Genomic DNA, 20488 nt, shown 5'->3' on the forward strand with positions numbered 1-20488 from the left:
TGGATAATAGCGTGGGAAAGAAGACGAAGCCAATCCGAAGTAAATTGAGCCGTTCAGTTATCTTGTCTACTGCCTTGCATTTGCTTGTTATCGCATTGCTTATCTGGGGGTCATTAACTCAGAAGTGGGATTTAGGTGGTGGCGGTGGTGAAGGCGGGCAAGTTATTGATGCTATTATGGTCGATCCTAATGCTGTAGTACAACAGTATAATCAGCAAAAAGCGCAACAGGCTAACGTCCAAAAAGCAGAACAAGAACGTAAAGCGCGTGCAGAGCAACAAGAAGAAGAGTTGCGTCAGCAGCAAATGAAAGAACAAGAACGTTTGAAAACGTTAGAAGTTGAACGTTTACAAGCAAAAGAGGCAGCAGAGGCTCAAAAACGCGAAGCCGCGTTAGCTGCCACCAAAGCGAAAGAAGAACAAAAAGTTGCTGAAGAAGCGGCCGCACAAGCGAAAGCAGAGCGTGATCGCATCTTAAAAGAACAAGCAGATGCTAAAAAACAAGCAGAAGCTGAAGCGAAAAAACAAGCAGAATTAGCAGCAAAACAAAAAGCAGAAGAAGCTAAGGCGAAAGCCGAAGCCGATGCGAAAGCAAAAGCTGAAGCAGATGCTAAAGCAAAGGCTGAAGCCGATGCTAAAGCTAAAGCTGCCGCAGAAGCTAAAGCAAAAGCCGCCGCAGAAGCTAAAGCAAAAGCAGCAGCTCAACAGCAAAGTAAAGCAGTAGATAGTCTGCTTGATGGTTTAGTGGCTGATGGTAGCAAACAAAGCGGAGCTTCAGCTGCGGGTCAAGGTGGTGGAAATCGCACTGGTGCAAATGGCGAAGGTGTCGATCGCTATAAAGGTCAGTTGAAAGTTGCAATAGAACAGAAGTTCATTGATCCCGAGTTATACAAAGGTAAAACTTGTGAGCTAAGAATTAGTATTGCACCTGATGGTCTACTAGTTAGTGCGAAGATTGAAGGTGGTGATCCAGCATTATGCCAAGTAGCACTGCGAGCAGCCAATACAGCGAAATTACCGAAGCCACCAAAAGATGTCTATGAACAAGTAAAATCATCAGTAATTGAGTTTAAACCCTAAAACTGTCTGATTGTAGGAAAACATACACTAATTTATAGCTATTTTAGAATGTTATTGATGTGTTGTATGGTGTTGTTGAAAAGCGTTTGTTACTATTCTGTGCGTTATTGCGTAATAACCGCAATAATAAAAGGGAGACATGATGAAGCAGGCATTAAATGTTATCTTCGGACTTTTAATTTTATGCGTAACCACTCTGGCTAACGCTGAAGTTCGAATTGAAATTACGCAAGGGGTGAATACTGCACGCCCTATCGGTGTTGTTCCTTTTAAATGGGAAGGCACAGGTCAAATGCCAGAAGATATCGCTGGTGTTATCGCAGCTGATTTACGCAATAGTGGAAAATTTAATCCTATTGATGTATCCCGTTTACCTCAACAGCCAGTCACAGCTTCTGAAGTCCAACCTGCACTTTGGACTGCATTAGGGATTGATTCTGTTGTTGTTGGACGCGTACAACCGTCAGCGGATGGCCAATATTTAGTAAGCTATCAATTAGTTGATGTTGCTGGCTCTCCAGGCGCGGTTTTATCTCAAAGTGAGTTTAAAGTTCCATCAAAATGGCTACGTTATTCTGCTCACACTGCCAGTGATGAAGTGTTTGAAAAACTGACTGGTATTCGTGGTGCATTCCGTACACGTATTGCTTATGTTGTTGTGACTAATGGTGGCGCATATCCTTATGAATTGCGTGTTTCTGACTATGATGGTTTTAACCAAGATCGTGTTTATCGCTCATCACAGCCATTAATGTCACCAGCGTGGTCACCAGATGGTGCTAAACTTGCTTATGTTACATTTGAAAGTGGTCAATCCGCTTTAGTTGTACAAACATTAGCGACAGGTGAAATTCGCCAAATAGCATCATTCCCAAGACATAATGGTGCACCTTCGTTTTCACCAGATGGCTCTAAGCTAGCATTTGCGCTTTCAAAGAGTGGTAGCTTAAATCTGTATGTTATGGATTTAGCAAGTGGGAATATGACACAGGTAACCAATGGCAGAAGCAACAATACTGAGCCAAATTGGATGCCAGATGGACAAACCTTAGTCTATACTTCAGATCAAGGTGGACGTCCACAAATATACAAAGTGAATATTAACGGTGGAACACCAGAGCGTATTACGTGGGAAGGTAAGCAAAACCAAAATCCTGCGGTAAGCCCAGATGGTAGTTTCTTAGTTATGGTGAGTTCTGAAAGCGGTAGGCAACATATCGCTAAGCAGGATCTGGAAACGAATTCCGTACAATATCTAACAGATACGTTTCTGGATGAAACGCCAAGCATCGCGCCTAACGGCACAATGGTTATTTATAGCTCTACACAAGGCTTAGGCACCATTTTGCAGCTAGTATCGACTGATGGACGTTTCAAAGCGCGTCTTCCGGCGACTGATGGTCAGGTTAAATCACCTGCCTGGTCACCGTTTATGTGATGCATAAAAATTATGTATGGCAAACAAAATAAAGGAACAAATAGAGATGCAATTAAACAAAGTGTTTAAAGGGTTGATGTTAGCATTACCACTCGTTGCTGTTGCAGCATGTAGCTCAAACAAAAACGAAGATCAAACTGATACAAACAATGTACCAGTTGTTGAACAAGGTCCTACTGCTGAAGAATTAGCACGTCAGCAATTAGAACAACTGAAACAACAAAACATCGTTTACTTCGGTTTTGACAAATATGACATTAGCTCAGACTACGCTAACCTGTTAGATGCACACGCTGCATTCCTGCGTGCTAATCCTTCAGTACGTATCACTGTAGAAGGTCATGCTGACGAACGCGGTACTCCAGAATACAACATCGCTCTGGGCGAACGTCGTGCTAACGCTGTGAAAATGTACCTACAAGGTAAAGGCGTATCTGCTGATCAACTGTCAATCGTATCTTACGGTAAAGAAAAACCAGCTGTACTGGGTCATGACGAAGCCGCTTATGCGAAAAACCGTCGTGCAGTACTGGATTACTAAGAGAACGGCATGAACAACAGTAACTTCAGACCTTTCTTGATGAGTCTGTTGTTACTGGTTGGCGTAGCGGCTCCTGTAGCCGCTATTGCCCAAGCGCCAATCAGTAATATCGGTTCAGGTTCGACCGATGAACGACTCGCCCAACTTGAGCGTTTTTCAAATGCTCACAGCCAGCTTTTGACCCAATTACAGCAACAACTTGCTGATTCTCAGCGTGATATTGATATGTTGCGTGGTCAAATTCAGGAAAATCAATACCAGCTAAACCAAGTTGTCGAACGCCAACGCAATATCTATCAACAATTAGATAGCCTTGGTGGCGGTGCTTCTACATCGACGGAAGCCACTCAACCTGATAATGCTACTTCTTCAACACCTTCTGCTACAACTAATTCTGGGCAAGGTGATGAGAAGGCTGATTATAATGCAGCAATTGATATCGTATTGAATTCAAAAGATTACGATAAGGCAATTGTTGAATTAAACAACTTTATCAATAACTATCCTAAATCTAGCTATCAATCAAATGCACATTTTTGGTTGGGTCAGATGTATTACTTAAAAGGTAATAAGGATCAGGCAGCAAGTACATTTGCTATTGTTGTTAAAAACTATCCGAAATCTCAAAAAGCAAGTGAAGCCTTTTATAAAATTGGTCTGATCATGCAAGAGAAAGGGCAAAAGGATAATGCTAAAGCTATTTATCAACAAGTGATTAAGCAATATCCAAATAGTGCTGGCGCTAAATTAGCACAAAAGCAGTTAGCAGCACTCTAATTATTGACCCCGTAATGTAAAATATTGCATTTTCGGGGTTAAATGATTGTTTTTTAAGCTATTGATTGTTTTTTTGAAAAAAAACATTGCACAAAAACATTAAATCAGTATTATTACCCGCCGTTGCCACAGAGAATGTGGCGGATTCGAAAAAGGGTCGTTAGCTCAGTCGGTAGAGCAGTTGACTTTTAATCAATTGGTCGGGCGTTCGAATCGCCCACGACCCACCATTTTCGAATACCAATCCGTTTTTATTGAAATGGGTCGTTAGCTCAGTCGGTAGAGCAGTTGACTTTTAATCAATTGGTCGGGCGTTCGAATCGCCCACGACCCACCATTTCAAACCCCCTCCTTGATTACTTACCATCATTCTAATAACTAACTACATTATCATTTAGTGTCTCTTCAGCTATCTTCTGATAACACTATCTAATCGCTGAATTGAGTAACTAAGATAGTTTTCTCAAAATTGAAAAAACCACCTCGCTTTAATTAAAAATCACTTTGAATCAGTAATGGCAAATAATTGATGACGTAATCTGGGTGTATTCATTTTCAGTCAAAAATTCATTGTCAATTAGCCAATTGCTAACAAGCTCTTGTGTTTTTGTCGCTGTATTAAGAGGGTGATTGAGTCGCTTTGATGCATCAATAAAAAACGCCATCATAATAGAAAGTGACGCGGCTGATTCATAAGGTGTACTCATTGCGAGTGTGCTTTCTAGTGAGCGCAATGAATAAAACTTAGGTAACCACTCTTTGAGATTTTTTCCCTGATACCATACATCTTGTGTTGATGTTTGTAGTGCAACTTGCTCAAGTAATGTTATTAGCCATTCTCGCATATCATTCATGCGATAATTCGCAAACCAAAATTCATGGCGTAGAATGGCTATAGCGACTTGTGTGGCTTCAAACCAGAATTCTTGAGCATTGTTATCAGCTTGCTCTTTTGAGAGCGTAAGAGGCGTTATAACGCTAATTTCAGGAAGCCCAACGCATAAACCCGTTTTATCCAGTAAGATTTGATACCCACGTTGATAAACTGGGCTAAGTCCTTCAGTTTTCATATTAAAAATACGCTCAGGCTCTGCCATCATGATATCCATTTTTCTGCCTTGCGCTAAAACATGTAAATAAATGGGCGAAAATTTACCTTTAGGATCTTCACATTCCAATTGTAAGCTGACAAGTGCATCACCAAATTGTGACAACCAAGATTGGTTTTTTGCGAGTTCTGTCGCACCATAACCGATAAGTTCTATATCAATATCAGAATAACTGTCTATCTTTTTATTGCGACCTAATGATCCTGTTAGTATTACTGTCTCTATTCTAGGATCAAGCAATGCAAAAGAGAGCATGCGATCGATTAAACGTGTTGTTGGCTCCATATTTCTCTCTAATAATTAAATGGTATAAAGTTATTTTTCGTTTTTATTGTTTAAAGCGTAAATCAGAATAATTTGTTTAGTATATAAAACATTTTTTTGTTATTTTTATAACTCAACAATATAATGTTTAGTATTAAAAACTAAGTACCATTATAAATATGAATTTATAATATATCTTTACTACTTTGCAAAGATGTCGCAATAACCCATATTTTCTTTGTTTTTTTCTATGATTAAGTCGGGGTTGTAAAATGGATGTCATGAGTTGGTTTAGTATCAATAATATTTTAGTCAACATTCCACTGGGACAAGGTGGCTACCCACTTTCGTGGATTGAAGCTGTAGGTACCATAGCTGGTCTCTTGTGCATATGGCTTGCAAGTCAGGAAAAAATAATTAATTACTTATTTGGACTGATTAACGTTACTTTATTTGCCATTATCTTTTTTCAAATTCAGTTATATGCGAGTTTATTGCTTCAAATTTTCTTCTTTGCGGCCAATATTTATGGATGGTATGCATGGAGCAGAGTAAATGATTTCGAGCAAGCTGAACTAAGAATTCGTTGGTTAAAACCGAGCCACCGGCTCTTTTTAATTATTATTTCAATCGCTGCTATTGTCGCTTTGACCTTTAATATTGATACTGTATTTGGTTATTTAGCCGTTGTTGCTGTTGAAATATTAAATATCTTTGGCGCAAATTTAGCTACACCAGTGCTTGAACCTGATGCTTACCCATTCTGGGATTCTACAATGACCGTTCTGTCGATTGTGGCAATGATTTTAATGACGCGGAAATTAGTTGAAAACTGGCTAGTTTGGTCTGTGATCAACGTGATTAGTGTCGTTATATTTTATAAGCAAGGTGTTTATGCCATGTCTGTTGAATACATCATCTTACTGGCTATCGCTATTAATGGTTCTCGTTTGTGGATCAAAACAGCAAAACGCTCTAGCAGAAATAATTACCTCTCCTAATAAAAAAGGCTGGTAGAGTTATCTTTCTCTCCAGCCTTACTATTCATTGTTTTTATTCTTATCTTTAACGCAATTTTGAATCATTATTTTGCTTAAATGCGCTATTTCCATCTTTGACAATTTTTTAGAAAAATAACCATAGATGCTTTGAGGTGAAAGGGTGTTTACAGATAGAAAACGAATGGTTAGATTGGGAAAGCAATAATAACATTGACTAGATAACATAAAAGAGTGGATACACGGGAATGAATTATCAGAATGATGACCTTAAAATAACACAAATCAATGAACTCTTACCGCCCGTCGCTTTATTGGAAAAATTTCCAGCGACTGATAATGCGGCTTTTACAGTTCGTCATGCCCGTGAAGCTATTCATCAAATCCTAGCAGGAAAAGATGATCGTCTATTAGTGGTAATTGGGCCTTGTTCTATTCATGATCCGAAAGCTGCGATGGAGTATGCACAACGTTTAAGTCTTATTCGGGAAGAGCTTAAAGACAAACTTGAAATTGTAATGCGTGTTTATTTTGAAAAACCGCGCACGACTGTTGGTTGGAAAGGTTTAATTAACGATCCTCATATGGATCATACTTTTGATATTAATGAAGGTTTGCGCATTGCTCGTAATCTTTTATTAACGATTAATGATAGTGGCTTGCCAACGGCTGGCGAGTTCTTAGATATGATAACACCTCAATATGTTGCTGATTTGATGAGTTGGGGCGCAATTGGCGCTCGTACTACAGAATCACAAGTGCATAGAGAGCTTTCATCGGGTCTATCTTGTCCTGTTGGTTTTAAAAATGGTACAGATGGAACAATTAAAGTTGCTATTGATGCAATCAATGCTGCGGGATCGCCACACTGCTTTCTTTCTGTCACTAAATGGGGTCATTCAGCCATTGTACGCACAGCAGGTAATGGTGATTGCCACATTATTTTACGTGGTGGTAAAGAGCCAAATTACAGCGCTGAACATGTTGCAGCGGTAAAAGAAGGGCTTAAAAAAGCCGGTTTGCCACAAAACGTCATGGTTGATTTCAGTCATGCTAATAGTTGCAAGAAATTTGAGAAACAAATGGAAGTGGGCGCTGATATTTGCCAACAAATTAGCTCAGGTGAAAAAGCATTAATTGGCGTGATGATTGAAAGCCATTTAGTGGAAGGTAGCCAATCATTAGAAAGCGGCGAACCTTTAGTCTATGGCAAAAGTATCACTGATGCCTGTATTGGGTGGGATGATACTGAAACACTGTTACGCCAACTGGCTGATGCGGTTGTCGCTCGTCGCGGTTAACTGATATTATTTTAGTGCACAAACTGTAATACCGTTGATATTAATCAACGGTATTTTTTATAAAAAAAAGACAATAAGTTAGTCATGTATCTTCAGTAGATCAAGTCTAAATTTGGCGGGTTTAAATCCAAGCTCATATGACTTTTGATACCATTCGCTTGCCTTTTCTTTGTCAGCAACAACACCTAGCCCTTTTTCATATAAATAACCAATGTTATAAATAGCTGAGGGATCATTAACTTCAGCCGCTTTTAAATAAAAAGCCATAGCTTTTTGATAATCCTGCTCAACACCTAAGCCACGTTGATATGAATAAGCAATATTATTGTTTGCTTTAATGTATCCGTTACTAGCTGCTTTTAAATACCACTCCATTGCTTGTTGATAATCTTGGGTGACACCATTTCCTTCAAAGTATAGAATACCAAGATTATTTTGAGCCATGCCAAATCCCTGAGCTGAAGATTTTAAATACCAGCTCGCAGATATTTTGATATCTTTTTCAACACCAAGTCCTTTGCTATAGATATAGGCAATATATGTTTGTGCTCGGGGATTATTTTTGTCTGCTGATTTTAATAACCATTGCATTGCTATCTCATAATCTTTAGGAAAAAATAGATCTCCTTTCATATAAAAGAAACCTATTTTTGCTTGAGCTTCAGCATTATCATTGTAAGCTGATAATAAATAAAATTTACGTGCTTTATTTTTATTATTTCGAGAAAAATAAATATCACCTAGATAGAGTTGATAATGTGACAGACTTTGTTCAAATAAAGAGAGGGAGTGATTGTTTATTTTATCTTCCTTAAATGGAAATAAAACAAACATTATTGCAAACATAATGATAATAAATAGAATAGTAGCTATTTTTAATTTCATATTAATGTCCCTATTTTTTATTTGAACTTTAATGTTTTATTATAGTAGTACGCTTAATGTTATTATAATTAAAGGATTAAAAAATAAAATGGGAAATTTAATTTATTTAACGATTGAAGGAAATCAACAAGGCTTAATTTCAAGAGGGTGTGGAACCCTTGACTCTATTGGAAATAAATGCCAAGAAGGTAAGGAAGATGAAATTATTATTATTGAATACAGTAGCACGATAACCAGAAACCAAAATGTATCACACCATCCAATAGAGTTTATTAAGAATATTGATAAATCATCACCCTTGTTATTAGTTGCTATTTCTAATAATGAAGTTCTGAAATTAACATTTGATTTCTATAGAACATCACAGCACGGTAAAAATGAAAAATATTATACTATTGTCTTAAATCAGGCTTCTATTGTTGATTACTCGACTCGTTATCCACACAGTATAAATAGCAATAGTTCCCAACCAGAAGAATCTGTTCTTGTGCAATATAGAGATATAACTTGTAGCCACCATATTGCAGGAACATCCGGATATAGTATCGCCGATTAATTATCTATTTGAGTTTACTAAATGCTTGTAAAAACTCGTATGTATCATGCGAGTTTTTATTTTCTATTATATTTAAAATAGGGCTAATATCTTCTTCAAAAAAAAGATAAGTCAGAGATAGCTGCTTGTTATCTAGCCTATAGTATAACTCTGGACTAAGAGCGCGTAATCGTTTTGATGCGCTATCTAATTTTTCTATAAAACCATAGGAACTCACTAGAACAAGTGTAATATCTACCCACCCTTTTGATAATTTCTTTTTATTTTTTAAACTCGATTTTGATTTAAATAATTTTAATCTTAAAATTGCATTTTTGGTAATTAGATAAATTATTATGGATAATAGTAATTTTCTTACTACAGTGTTTTCAGCTAAAGATGGAATTTCATTAAAAATACCATAGTAAGTGTATTCATTTATAAAGGATTCACCTACATCAAGGTTATTAAACTCATTTGTTGCAAATAACATTTTTTCTAACTGATTTTTTTGCTGAACATCTAAATTTTCATAAATATATTCACCAATAATAGTTCCTACAATTTTTACAATTTCAGAAGGATTTTTAGCATAAACTAAAAGATGTATCGCTTCGACATCTCTATCAAAAATGGGATTTTTTGAGGCTGGTGCTCGTAATAAATGGTGATAAAGATAAAGATCGGATAATCTATCTAAACCTAGTGCTGTTGTTTCAATTAGACTCAGGGTTCCAGATACAGCTTGACCTGAAATAGCCTCAACCATCTCTTCTAATGATTTATTTTTTAGATTTTCGTACCCTTTTCTAATTGAGCGAGATAGTGCTTGCCGTTCTGTATAAAAAGGTTGTTCGTGAAGTTCTAAAATTCTTCCTTCAGGTGAACAATACCACCAAGCTCCATAAGAATTGTAATTGCACTCAGGCATAAAATATCCCTATTTTAATAAGCATTTTAAATTTATAAATAATTAAATCACTTTAGATCTCATAGTGACAATATATTAAATATTTAATAACTGTAAGTGATGGTTTAATTTTGATTAATTTAAACTATTGAGTTAGATATTCTATTTTTTATAGAAAATAAATAGTAATGTAAAAAAATTGGAGTTTGGAAATTTAATAAAAAAATACCGCTATTATTTTAGCGGTATTTATCATATAAACCTAAATAAATAGATTTAAGGTAAAATTATTTTGCTTTACCTTGGTTAGCAACAGCGGCTGCTTTTGCTGCGATTTCGTCAGCATTACCTAAGTAGTAACGTTTGATTGGTTTCATGTTTTCATCAAATTCGTAAACTAAAGGTACAGCTGTTGGGATATTCAGCTCAAGAATTTCGTCTTCGCTCATGTTGTCTAGGTATTTTACTAGAGCACGCAGTGAGTTACCGTGAGCTGCAATAATGACTTTCTCACCAGAAGCAACACGTGGTTTGATAACTTCTTCCCAGTATGGTGTTACACGGTCGATAGTTAATGCAAGGCTTTCTGTTAATGGCAGTTCTGCCGCAGTTAAAGATGCATAACGAGGATCTTTACCAGGGAAACGTTCATCGTCTTTAGTTAATTCTGGTGGAGTGATAGCAAAACCACGGCGCCATTGTTTAACTTGCTCGTCACCGTATTTTTCAGCAGTTTCAGCTTTGTTTAAGCCTTGTAGAGCACCGTAATGACGTTCGTTTAATTTCCAGCATTTTTCAACTGGCAGCCATTGTTGATCAACTTGATCAAGAATGTTCCACAGGGTGTGAATTGCGCGTTTCAGAACAGAAGTATATGCATAGTCAAAAACGAAACCTTCAGCTTTCAGCAGTTTACCTGCTTCTTGCGCTTCATTACGGCCTTTTTCGGACAGCTCAACGTCAGTCCAGCCTGTAAAACGGTTTTCTTTGTTCCATACACTTTCACCGTGTCGAACTAGCACAAGCTTAGTTACTGCCATAGTTTAGACTCCTATAATTACTTTCTTAATATAAGTTTAAAATTAGCACTTCAATCATTATATGGATCATCGACAAGAACGCCAAACATAAGTGACAAAACAAGGGGGATTAAGTCAAAAATATCGTTTGTTCGATGAATTATTGCACAGTTGTCACACCTTTTGCTTAATCGTTCAAGCTATTAATCTAGCGGGATCGGCGTAAAAAAACAAAATATCCGTTTTGTATAAAAAATAGGCAAATTTAATGCTCGTAAAAACGGCTTCTTTTTAGCTTGATTTTGGTTAAAAATAAGCCAGAAAGTGCCGTCATAAATAAAAAAATCAGCGTCTAGTTTACCGTTTATTTCTAAAATCATTGCCCTGATTATGACAGTAAAAATCCATATTTAACAAATTTCTTGCTGGTAACGATAAATTTCGCCTTCTTTAATAAATGTCAATCGATGAGTAATACACGATGGCGCATCTTCTTGATGATGGCTCACAAATAAAAGTTGCGTATTACTGTGGCTTATCATGATATCAATAAAACGCTGTACTAAGAGCCTATTGGTTGTATCTAAGCCTTGTAGTGGCTCATCAAGAATAAGCAAAGTCGGGTGCTTAACTAATGCTCTAACAATTAATACTAAGCGTTGCTGTCCCCAAGATAAGGCATGAAATGGATGGTTAGCATGTGCGGTTAAACCAATCAACGCTAACCATTCATCCGCAAGTTTAAGCTGTTTATCTGTAATAGCTTGATAAATACCAATAGAGTCATGAAAACCTGAAATAATGACATTCTTTACTGTTGAAGAAACGCGATAACTTTGATGCAGGGCATTACTGACATAACCAATATGGCGTTTAATTTCCCATATTGTTTCACCACTTCCTCTTTTACGACCAAATAAAGTTAAATCATTGCTATAACCTTGAGGATGATCGCCTGTAATTAAACTCAATAATGTCGATTTTCCCGCACCATTAGGACCTAAAATTTGCCAATGTTGTTGAGGTTTTACCTCCCAGCTTAAATGGTGAAGAACAGGTTTGTCGTTATAGCTCACTACGCCATTTTTTAGCACAATAGGGGAAAGTGTTGGCGGTAATTGTGGGATTGCATCTGGTAGATCTTGTTCCGGTAATGTGAGATTTTCCAGCGTTTCACTGTGAGATAATTGCCCTATTACCGAGTCAGATAAAATCTGTTCTTTTTTACCGTTGGCGACTAATTCGCAATTAATTAGTAGACCTGCATACTGAATAAAATCAGGAATATCATTAAAACGATTTAAAATCAGTATAATAGTAAGATTTTGTTGATGTAATAGAGCTAATAGCTCATTTAAAGCGCGACGAGAATCAACATCTAAGCCATCAAAAGGCTCATCTAAAATAAGTAAATCAGGTTTATTCATTAACAGTTGAATAAGCAATATTTTTCGAGATTCACCAGTAGATAGATATTTAAACCGTCTTGATAAAAGATATTCAACACCAAATTGCTTGGCTAATAAAAAGCATCTGTCATCATCTTTTACCTGCATTTGAATAACTTGAGCTACGGTTAAGCCAGTGTCTTCTTCACCTTCACTTAATAAATCTGTGTTATTACGACGCCACTCTTCTTCAATCATTTTTTGTAGTTTTTCAAAAGAGAGACTAATTGGACGAGAAAATGTATTGATAAACTCACCAGAGAGCAAAATACCTTCTTGGCATAATGCATTGGCTAATGCCGTTTTGCCACTTCCATTATTGCCTACAAATGCCCAACTTTCACCTTCATTTATGGCTAAATTATCAATTTGTAAACAGAGTTTGTCGCTTAAGCGAAATTGTGTTTTTTTGAGTTGCAAGTATTTCATTATTCTTATCCGTCACTTTTTTGAGCAAGTAGGGTACTTACCAATATCGGGTTAACCAAAAATTGTCAATATCTGTTGAATTATTCTTAATTTAAAAATTAAAGGTCTTTTAAAAAATGATAACCATTGAGCTAGATAGTTTATGCAATGATATAAAAAATAATTCAAGGATGATTTTTATATGCATAAATTTAAAGATAAAAAGATTAAATTATTATTGTTTTTTTTATTAATATTAGTAAGTAAGATGAGTTTTTCTCATGTTAATAAAAATAATTGTTTTATAATTAATGAAATAAAAATAGAAGATACGAGTTTATTAAGTAGTAAAAAACAAAATCAATTAATATTAAAATATTTACATCGATGTTTAACTGAAAATGATATACAGAGTGTCGCTAATGTTATAACAAATGAATATATTAAAAAAGGTTATGTCACTTCACAGGCATTTATTTCTCATCAAGACTTCTCTAATAATAAATTCACAGTTAAAGTGATAGAGGGGAAAATAAAAGATATTTTTATTAATAATGCTTCTTCTCGATTAGTTAATATTATCTTTCCATCGTACAAAGAAAAAATACTTAATTTACGCGATTTAGAGCATGGGCTTGAGCAACTTAATCGATTAACAACATCACAATATACATTGGATATAAAACCAAGCGATAGTGTGGAATATTCTTCTATTTTTGTTGTTCAAAACAATAAAAAAACTCCATTTAAAAATCAACTAACCGTTGATAACTCAGGTACCAAAACAACAGGTAAAATTCTATTAGCGAATACTACAACCATAGATTCTTTATTTGGCTTGGGTGAACAATGGATTTTTTCACTAAAAACAAATACTGATTTCACTCGCACTCACTATTCTCGTGCTTATACTGCAAGTATGAATATTCCTTATGGTTATTGGTTTTATCAGTATCAAGTATCGCATAGCCAATCCTCTTATCCTTTTCAAAACCATAATGCTCAATATCGGTATAAAAACAAAAATAGCGATCAACACTTTGATATTAGTCGTTTAGTCTATCGTGATAATAAGCAACGAATAATATTAAAGAGTTCCCTGAAACATAAAAAAGCAAGGACACAATTAGCACAACAAAAACTATTAATAACGAGTCCTACATTAACTTCTTTGTCATTTAGTCCTGAATATAATTTAAGTATACATAATGGATATTTAATCATTAATCCAATTGCCGAGCTCGGGATTTCTCTTTTTGGTACAACACCTGATTATCTTTCTGAAAACTCACCTCGTAGCCATTATCGAAAACTAAGCCTAAACTTAAGCTATCAACATATATTTATTAATAAATTTTCCTATGTTACATCATTCTATGGGCAATATACGCCAGATAATCTTTATAGCATAGAACGGATCGCAATAGGTGGATTGAATTCTATTCGAGGATTTAAAAAAGAAAGTTTAAGTGCAAATCGAGGGTTTTATTGGCGTAATGAAATTAACACCTCTGGGATAATGTCTTTTTTAGGTCAATGGAAATTTATTGCTGCGATTGATTATGGCGTTATAAATTCAGATAAATATGAAACAAAACAGCAATCTTTATTAGGAAGTGCTATAGGAGCTTCTTTTTGTCGCTCAACATTCTCTTCACAAATATTAATTAATAAACCTTTATTTTACCCTTCATCATTAAAACCCGATCACTGGTCTTTATTTTTGTCTATTTCTTTGGCGATTTAAAACTTGGAGTTTTTTTATGCACGAAAAGGATATTTCTCAAAAACAGCGTTTAATTAGCTATAGCATCATTTATCTAACAGCTATTTATCCATTACATCCCGCTTGGAGTTCTGCAATTACTCCAATTGATAAAACAATAAAAATAAGTCAGCAAAATACCGTTCCTATTATTAATATTGCAACACCTAATGATACTGGTGTTTCTCATAATCAATTTCACTCTTTTAATGTCGGAAAGCAAGGTGCTGTACTTAATAATGCAACAACGCCTGTTAATACTCAATTAGCCAAACAAGTGAATGCTAATACCCATTTAAAAGGTAATTCAGCGCATTTAATTATTAATGAAGTAGTAGGAAATGGACATTCACAGTTATTAGGTAAATTAGAAGTTGCAGGTGAACAAGCGAAAGTTGTTATTGCCAATCCAAATGGTATCACTTGTGATGGCTGTTCGTTTATTAATACCCCAGCAATTATGCTTACGACAGGAAAACCTCAATTTAGCTCTCAAGGTGCTTATTCAGCAATAGAAGTGAAAAAAGGCGCTGTTGTTATTGGCACGCAAGGTATAGATCTCCAAGCTCAGAATTATGCCGACATTATTAGCCGCAGTATTGAGTTAAATGGAAAAATTAACGCTAAAACTCTTTCTTTAATGCAAGGCAATAACCGTATTGATTTTGAAAAAGGAACGGTAAACAGCCTTACTGGAGAAGACATAAAGCCAACAATCTCGATTGATACTAAAGCGCTGGGAGGAATGTATGCCAATCAAATACGACTAGTCAGCACAGAAAAGGGTGTTGGTGTTAATTTAAGTGATATTCATACAAATCAAAACAGTGTGAATTTAACGGTTGATGGAAAAATTACCTTTAATGGCAATATTCAATCTGAACAAGATATTAATGTTAGTAGTAAAGAACTACAAATTAATAATAATGCAAAGTTAAAAGCAAAAAGGGATATAACTTTAGCAACTCATGCGCTAGCTAATCATAGTGAAATTATCTCAGAAAAAGATATGCGTTTATTTGCAGATAAACTCACTAATAAAGGTGAAAAGGCACTTGTTCAAGCAAAAGATAACTTATGGATACAAAAAAATGCACAGGGTTATCCTAGTAGTTTAATTGAAAATCAATCCGCCACGATAAAAACAGAAAAGGGTGATTTGATTATTAGAACCAAGAAGTTGGTTAATGAATCTATTACACCTTTATTTAAAGAGATAAAACAAGAGCCTGATTCTAAAATCTCTATGAGTATCGGTAATCATCTCCTTCCTCCATCTAAAAGTCCTACGGGTTATTTTCTTTTAGTTATTTTACTCCCTGAATTAAAAGATTTTTCTCATAAAAAATGGTTTGATATTTTAGATTTAAAAAATAATGGAGGAGTTAATGTAGAACGTTCATTTTTTAAAAAAAGTGATCAATATGTTCCAAGTGTTATTTCTTCAGGGAATAATTTATATATACAATCTAATGAGTTTATTAATAACCAATCTAGAATTGTTGCAAGTAATAATTTAATTGCAACAGGAAGTAATGCAAAAACATATTATTATCGTTCTGGATATCTTAATAAATGGGATGTATATTCTCATGATAATGCTCAGTTTTATTATCGTGATGATATAATTAAATATAATCTTGATGACTCTAGGTTTAATAAGGGAAGTCGTTTTGTACCTTTTGTGAAAACGGGTAGTCATTATGAATTTGCTGTAAATGACGTTTCCGACTATTTAATAAAAGCAGGTAACAATTTAGTTTTAGATTTTAAAAATAGTATAGATTTAGAACGTAAACTTCCATTTTCAGAAAAAGAAATAAAAAAATTCAGGGGATTATCAGATTTTGAAAATACTATATTAGCTAAAAATATATTATTAAATGCTAATAATGTGAATATTTCTTTAAACTTAACAGCGAAGGATTCCTTATCTATTATTGCTGATAAAAATATAAATATAACTAATTCAGAGTTGTTAGCTGATGAAAATATAAGTTTGACAGCGACTGATGCTATAAATTTTGAGAATATAGATGTAGCAGCAAAATATTTTTCTACTACAACTAAAAAAGGAGATATTAGTCATTTATTTAATCCCACTGCTTTTTATACTCTAAAAGGTATTAAATCACCATATATTGATATCTCTGAAAAAATAGATTTTCATTCTGGAAAAAACATTTATATTTCAAATGTAATAATTAATAAATCTAATGAAATAAATTTATCTGCGCTAGAAGATATTAAAATAAATCGTGATGAGTCTTTTCTTCTTGATTTAGTGCCTTTTATTAAAGATAGTAGATATATTCCAGGTTTTTTAATTAATATGGGAGTTTGGGAAAGTGGTAATAATATAACTTTTACTTCCGGTAAAGATATTATTAGTCAAGGAATAAAATATCATAGTGATAAAGCCATAATCTTTAATGCAGGACAAGATATTTTCCTTGCCTCAAAATCAATAAAAGAAGCTGATCCTTTCTTTAGTGATATTCATTATCCTCAATTACAATCTAAGTTATTTTCAGATAATAATCTTATTTTAAATGCCGCGCGTGATATTGATTTAAGTTCAACCATATTAAATTCAAAAGATAAAGCAATTGTATTAGCGGGTAGAAATATAAAACTGGGTGCAAACGCTTATTCTGCTATAAAAGATCCCCACGAAGATGCACAAGATATTCAGTATGCCACAACCGCTATTACGGGAAATAAAGGTATTTCTATTGCGTCATCAGGCACATTAATCACAGAAGGAAGTTCACTTAAATCAGAGGGTGACATTACGATATCCAGTGGTGGCAATATTCAATTAGGATCAGTAAGAACACATTTTCGTAAAGAGTCGGGTTCTGAGTTGGAAGAGCTTCGCAAACAAGTTAGCACTGAAATTAATAGTGGCAATAATCTAACACTATTATCTGAAGGCAGTATTTTATTTCAGGCATCAAAATTAACGGCAAATAAAGAGATAGATATCGCTGCTAAAGGTGGATTTCTTTATGCACAAGCGATGGAAGAATCAAGTTATTATGAAGAGGAAAAGAAAAAATGTAATTGGTGGACTTTATGTATTACTAAAAAGAAATATACGAAAACATTTTATAATACCAATAATAAAGTTACCGAATTTATTGCAAATAGCGATATTAACTTATTTGCTAAAGATGATATTACCTTAGAAGCAAGCAAACTAGAAACAGCGAAGAATGCAAAATTAACCAGCAAAACAGGAAAAATTAATTTTAAAGCAGTAAAAAATACGGCATTTAAACAAGTTATTACTAATTCAAAAGATATTTATATTACTCAGCGTGATCAGGGATACACCAAAGGAATATGGGTATTACCTGAGCTCTATATTGGCGGAAAGCTTACTATTGATGCCCCCAAAGGCATATCTGCGGATATTAAAGCCCAGAAAGAACAATCACTAGAAAAAGCATTAACCGTTTTAAGTAACACGCCAGAATATGCTTGGTTGAGTGATCTTCAACACCATAAGAACGTTAATTGGAATTTAGTGAAAGACACTTATTCCAATTGGGATGATAAAACTCAGCAATTAAATCCTGTTGTTGGTGCGGTTATTGCTATCGCGGTAGGGGTTGCAACTTACGGTACTGCAACGGCGGCAACCATTGGTGGAATGGCAAGTAAAGCAACTATTGCGGCAGGTGCATCAGCCAGTGTGGCTTCAACAGCATCGGTTGCAGCACAAGCAGGTTTTGCCTCTTTAGTATCGCAAGCTGCGGTGTCTTTAGCTGAGAACAAAGGCAATATTTCTAAAACTTTGGAGTCACTCGGTCGTAGTGACACTGTCAAGTCTGTTGTTACCAGTATGGTGGTTGCAGGGGCATTGCAAGGTCTTGACCAATTTATGGGTTGGGATCAGGCAATCCAAGGAGGAACCTTACCCTCAACAGGCAAGTTATTGCTTACTGATAACGCCACATGGAATCAAGTTGCCCAGCGTGTTGCCTCGCATTCAGTCGTCAGTTCAACCCTCGGTACTGCCATTCAAGGCGGCAGTTTTATTGATAATTTTAAAACCGCGCTATTAAGCAATATTGGCAGTCAATTCCATGCAGAAGGCGCCAATTTAATTGGTAATAATGGCGCTGTATTAGGTCATGCAGGAAAGGTTTTAAGTCATGCAACATTATCTGGTTTATCTGCCCAAATTAGTGGAGGAAATATTAATGGTGCAGTTATTGGTAGCTTAGCTGCTGAAATTGCGGCTATTTCATTGGGTGATAACACTATTAAGGCTGAGGAATGGCAGAGAAAATCAGAATCACAAGCGCAATTTGTTAGATTATTTGGTGGTATTGCCGGTGGTGTTTTTACTGGTGAGCCAGGTGGTGTATATAGTGGTGCTAGTTCAGCTGAGAATATATTCCGTTTCAACCATTTATTTCATGATATTTCGATGGATTTCGATCGAGAAATACATAAATGTGGGTCTAATGCTGAATGCCTATCAAAGATAATCGACAAATATACAGTTTTTAGCAATGAAAATAGTTTAAAACTAGATGTTGAATTAAATACTAATCCGTTAGCAGTTATAGAGATCAAGAAAAAAAGAATTGAAAATGCACTTGAATTAACTAAAAGACCATATTGGGCTAGCTATCTTGGTGCTGATACAATGCAAACTGAGATAGCTAAACAATATGTTCAATATTGGAATTCGCAAGATTTAGATAAAATAGATGTAAACACTCCTTCTTGGTTAAAGTTTTCATCGTGGATCTCAGAGCCAGATAACCAGTTTTTTCTTGTTAGTGCTGGTTTTTTAGTTAAAGAATTAAGCGATTTTGCTATTAGATATTTTGGTAGAAATTCAGCAAGTAAAACAATTTCTGCTTCTGAAATTGGTATGAAATGGTCTTCTGGGGGAGGAAATATAAATACACAAGGAATGTCATGGGAAAACTCTATTGCGAAAAGCTTACCTGTACACACTAGATTGCCAAAAAATTTTAAAACATTTGATTTTTATATTGCTAAAGATAAAGTAGCAATAAGTGCAAAAAGCCTAGATACTCAAACGATGAGTAAACTTAATCGACCAAAACAAATTTATAATACAATTAAAGGTAATATAGATGATGCTGCAAAATTTGAAGGTTATAGATTGTCAGGAGTTAATTTACATTCAGAAATGATAGCAAAACGAGAAATTTGGCTTGCTGTACCACAATCGACAACAAAGGCCCAATGGATTGAAATTAATCGTGCGGTAGCTTATGGAGAAAGTATGAATATTGAAGTAAAAATAACGCAGGTAAAATGATGACGTTTATTAACGATAATGAGTATTGTGCTTTGATAGTAATGACAGATAAATTTTTTTGCTTAAATACGGAATCTGGCTATGGGCTAATGACACTCGATCCTAATTTTTCATCAATTATACTTTCTTTAACATGTTCAAATAAGGAGCTTGGCGAAAGTTTAATTAAAGTTTTAGAGAATAGTCGAACTCAGCTCAAAGATGAGGAATATGACAAACTCTTTAAAAAGGAAAATATAAAAAAAAACTGGGATTCATGGCTAGAATTATTACAGTATAAATATAACTATCGCTCAAAACGTCAACTTTTAGCTAATATGCTAAATTGTTCTGTTTATCTTTCTAATAACAAAATATTAATTTCACCTTCTCACCATTCAAGTCTTGAAGGATGGGAAGGAATAGGGGCATCCCATAAGGTTATTTTATCGCTAGATAGCTCATCTGATAAGATAGGTTTGGGTATTCGGCTTGCATTTAGTCGGTGTACTACGAAGAGATTTTAACTTAATGAAAGTGAGTATTTTTGTATAATTGAAATATAATATATATGTGAATTATTAGGTAATAAATAATTAAATGTTTTTAATTTGATTTTTAATTTAATTGATAGGAATTTTTCTTTTTTGAGTTTTTAATGAATCATATGAGTACCGCCCAGTAGGGTATGAAGGAGAAAATAAAATTGGTGATTATTTTC

At 34.9% G+C, this 20488-nt stretch carries 15 protein-coding genes and 2 tRNA genes; 12 read left to right on the forward strand and 5 right to left on the reverse strand.

The window, feature by feature from the left end:
• Positions 1–11: 11 nt before the first annotated feature.
• From tolA to GTH24_RS05410, 6 genes are all read left to right on the forward strand, one after another.
• Entirely contained in the window at positions 12–1079 is a 1068-nt protein-coding gene (gene tolA / locus GTH24_RS05385) for a cell envelope integrity protein TolA (protein WP_072070588.1), read from the forward strand.
• A gap of 142 nt (positions 1080–1221) precedes the next feature.
• On the forward strand, positions 1222–2517 hold the full coding sequence (tolB, locus tag GTH24_RS05390; RefSeq protein WP_072070587.1) for a Tol-Pal system beta propeller repeat protein TolB: 1296 nt from the start codon (positions 1222–1224) through the stop codon (positions 2515–2517).
• Between the two features lie 46 nt (positions 2518–2563).
• Positions 2564–3058 carry a peptidoglycan-associated lipoprotein Pal gene (gene pal, locus GTH24_RS05395; RefSeq protein WP_072070586.1) on the forward strand — a complete coding sequence of 165 codons (495 nt, stop codon included), beginning with the start codon at positions 2564–2566 and terminating at the stop codon, positions 3056–3058.
• 9 nt (positions 3059–3067) lie between these two features.
• On the forward strand, positions 3068–3835 hold the full coding sequence (gene cpoB / locus GTH24_RS05400) for a cell division protein CpoB (protein ID WP_072070585.1): 768 nt from the start codon (positions 3068–3070) through the stop codon (positions 3833–3835).
• Positions 3836–3989: 154 nt separating this feature from the next.
• Positions 3990–4065: transfer RNA gene (locus tag GTH24_RS05405), tRNA-Lys, on the forward strand.
• Positions 4066–4096: 31 nt separating this feature from the next.
• Positions 4097–4172 (forward strand) — tRNA-Lys (locus tag GTH24_RS05410).
• Positions 4173–4344: 172 nt separating this feature from the next.
• Here GTH24_RS05410 and GTH24_RS05415 read toward each other — a convergent pair.
• Positions 4345–5229 (reverse strand): aminoglycoside 6-adenylyltransferase, encoded by an 885-nt coding sequence (locus GTH24_RS05415; protein ID WP_164526036.1) that lies wholly within the window; start codon positions 5227–5229, stop codon positions 4345–4347.
• 251 nt (positions 5230–5480) lie between these two features.
• On the opposite strand from GTH24_RS05415, the gene pnuC reads away from it, so the two are divergent.
• On the forward strand, positions 5481–6209 hold the full coding sequence (gene pnuC / locus GTH24_RS05420) for a nicotinamide riboside transporter PnuC (protein WP_082151838.1): 729 nt from the start codon (positions 5481–5483) through the stop codon (positions 6207–6209).
• Between the two features lie 245 nt (positions 6210–6454).
• Positions 6455–7507, forward strand: coding sequence for a 3-deoxy-7-phosphoheptulonate synthase AroG (gene aroG, locus GTH24_RS05425; RefSeq protein WP_072070584.1), 1053 nt, complete (start codon positions 6455–6457; stop codon positions 7505–7507).
• A gap of 78 nt (positions 7508–7585) precedes the next feature.
• Here the strand turns inward: aroG and GTH24_RS05430 are convergent, their stop codons facing one another.
• Positions 7586–8392 carry a tetratricopeptide repeat protein gene (locus GTH24_RS05430; protein ID WP_072070583.1) on the reverse strand — a complete coding sequence of 269 codons (807 nt, stop codon included), beginning with the start codon at positions 8390–8392 and terminating at the stop codon, positions 7586–7588.
• Between the two features lie 88 nt (positions 8393–8480).
• Here GTH24_RS05430 and GTH24_RS05435 point away from each other — a divergent pair, with 88 nt between their 5' ends.
• Positions 8481–8948: an Hcp family type VI secretion system effector gene (locus GTH24_RS05435; RefSeq protein WP_072070599.1), complete on the forward strand. Its 468-nt coding sequence runs from the start codon at positions 8481–8483 to the stop codon at positions 8946–8948.
• A gap of 4 nt (positions 8949–8952) precedes the next feature.
• Here the strand turns inward: GTH24_RS05435 and GTH24_RS05440 are convergent, their stop codons facing one another.
• The 3 genes from GTH24_RS05440 to modF all read right to left on the reverse strand — a co-directional run bounded on the left by GTH24_RS05440 (position 8953) and on the right by modF (position 12733).
• The gene (locus GTH24_RS05440; RefSeq protein ID WP_072070582.1) at positions 8953–9858 is read right to left on the reverse strand and encodes a hypothetical protein; all 906 of its coding nucleotides are present in this window, start codon (positions 9856–9858) and stop codon (positions 8953–8955) included.
• A gap of 266 nt (positions 9859–10124) precedes the next feature.
• Complete coding sequence (gpmA, locus tag GTH24_RS05445; protein WP_036938379.1) at positions 10125–10877, reverse strand: 2,3-diphosphoglycerate-dependent phosphoglycerate mutase; 753 nt, start codon at positions 10875–10877, stop codon at positions 10125–10127.
• Between the two features lie 389 nt (positions 10878–11266).
• Positions 11267–12733, reverse strand: a complete 1467-nt coding sequence (gene modF / locus GTH24_RS05450) for a molybdate ABC transporter ATP-binding protein ModF (RefSeq protein ID WP_164526037.1) — start codon at positions 12731–12733, stop codon at positions 11267–11269.
• A gap of 181 nt (positions 12734–12914) precedes the next feature.
• On the opposite strand from modF, the gene GTH24_RS05455 reads away from it, so the two are divergent.
• The 3 genes from GTH24_RS05455 to GTH24_RS05465 are packed head-to-tail and all read left to right on the forward strand — an operon-like array spanning position 12915 to position 20294.
• Positions 12915–14459, forward strand: a complete 1545-nt coding sequence (locus GTH24_RS05455; RefSeq protein ID WP_164526038.1) for a ShlB/FhaC/HecB family hemolysin secretion/activation protein — start codon at positions 12915–12917, stop codon at positions 14457–14459.
• Between the two features lie 16 nt (positions 14460–14475).
• Positions 14476–19788: a DUF637 domain-containing protein gene (locus tag GTH24_RS05460; RefSeq protein ID WP_241254034.1), complete on the forward strand. Its 5313-nt coding sequence runs from the start codon at positions 14476–14478 to the stop codon at positions 19786–19788.
• Entirely contained in the window at positions 19788–20294 is a 507-nt protein-coding gene (locus GTH24_RS05465) for a contact-dependent growth inhibition system immunity protein (RefSeq protein WP_164526039.1), read from the forward strand. The genes GTH24_RS05460 and GTH24_RS05465 overlap by 1 nt, the downstream gene beginning before the upstream one ends.
• Positions 20295–20488 lie beyond the last annotated feature (194 nt).

Origin of the sequence: Proteus vulgaris (genome assembly GCF_011045815.1) — a bacterium.
Classification (GTDB): Bacteria; Pseudomonadota; Gammaproteobacteria; order Enterobacterales; family Enterobacteriaceae; genus Proteus; species Proteus vulgaris_B.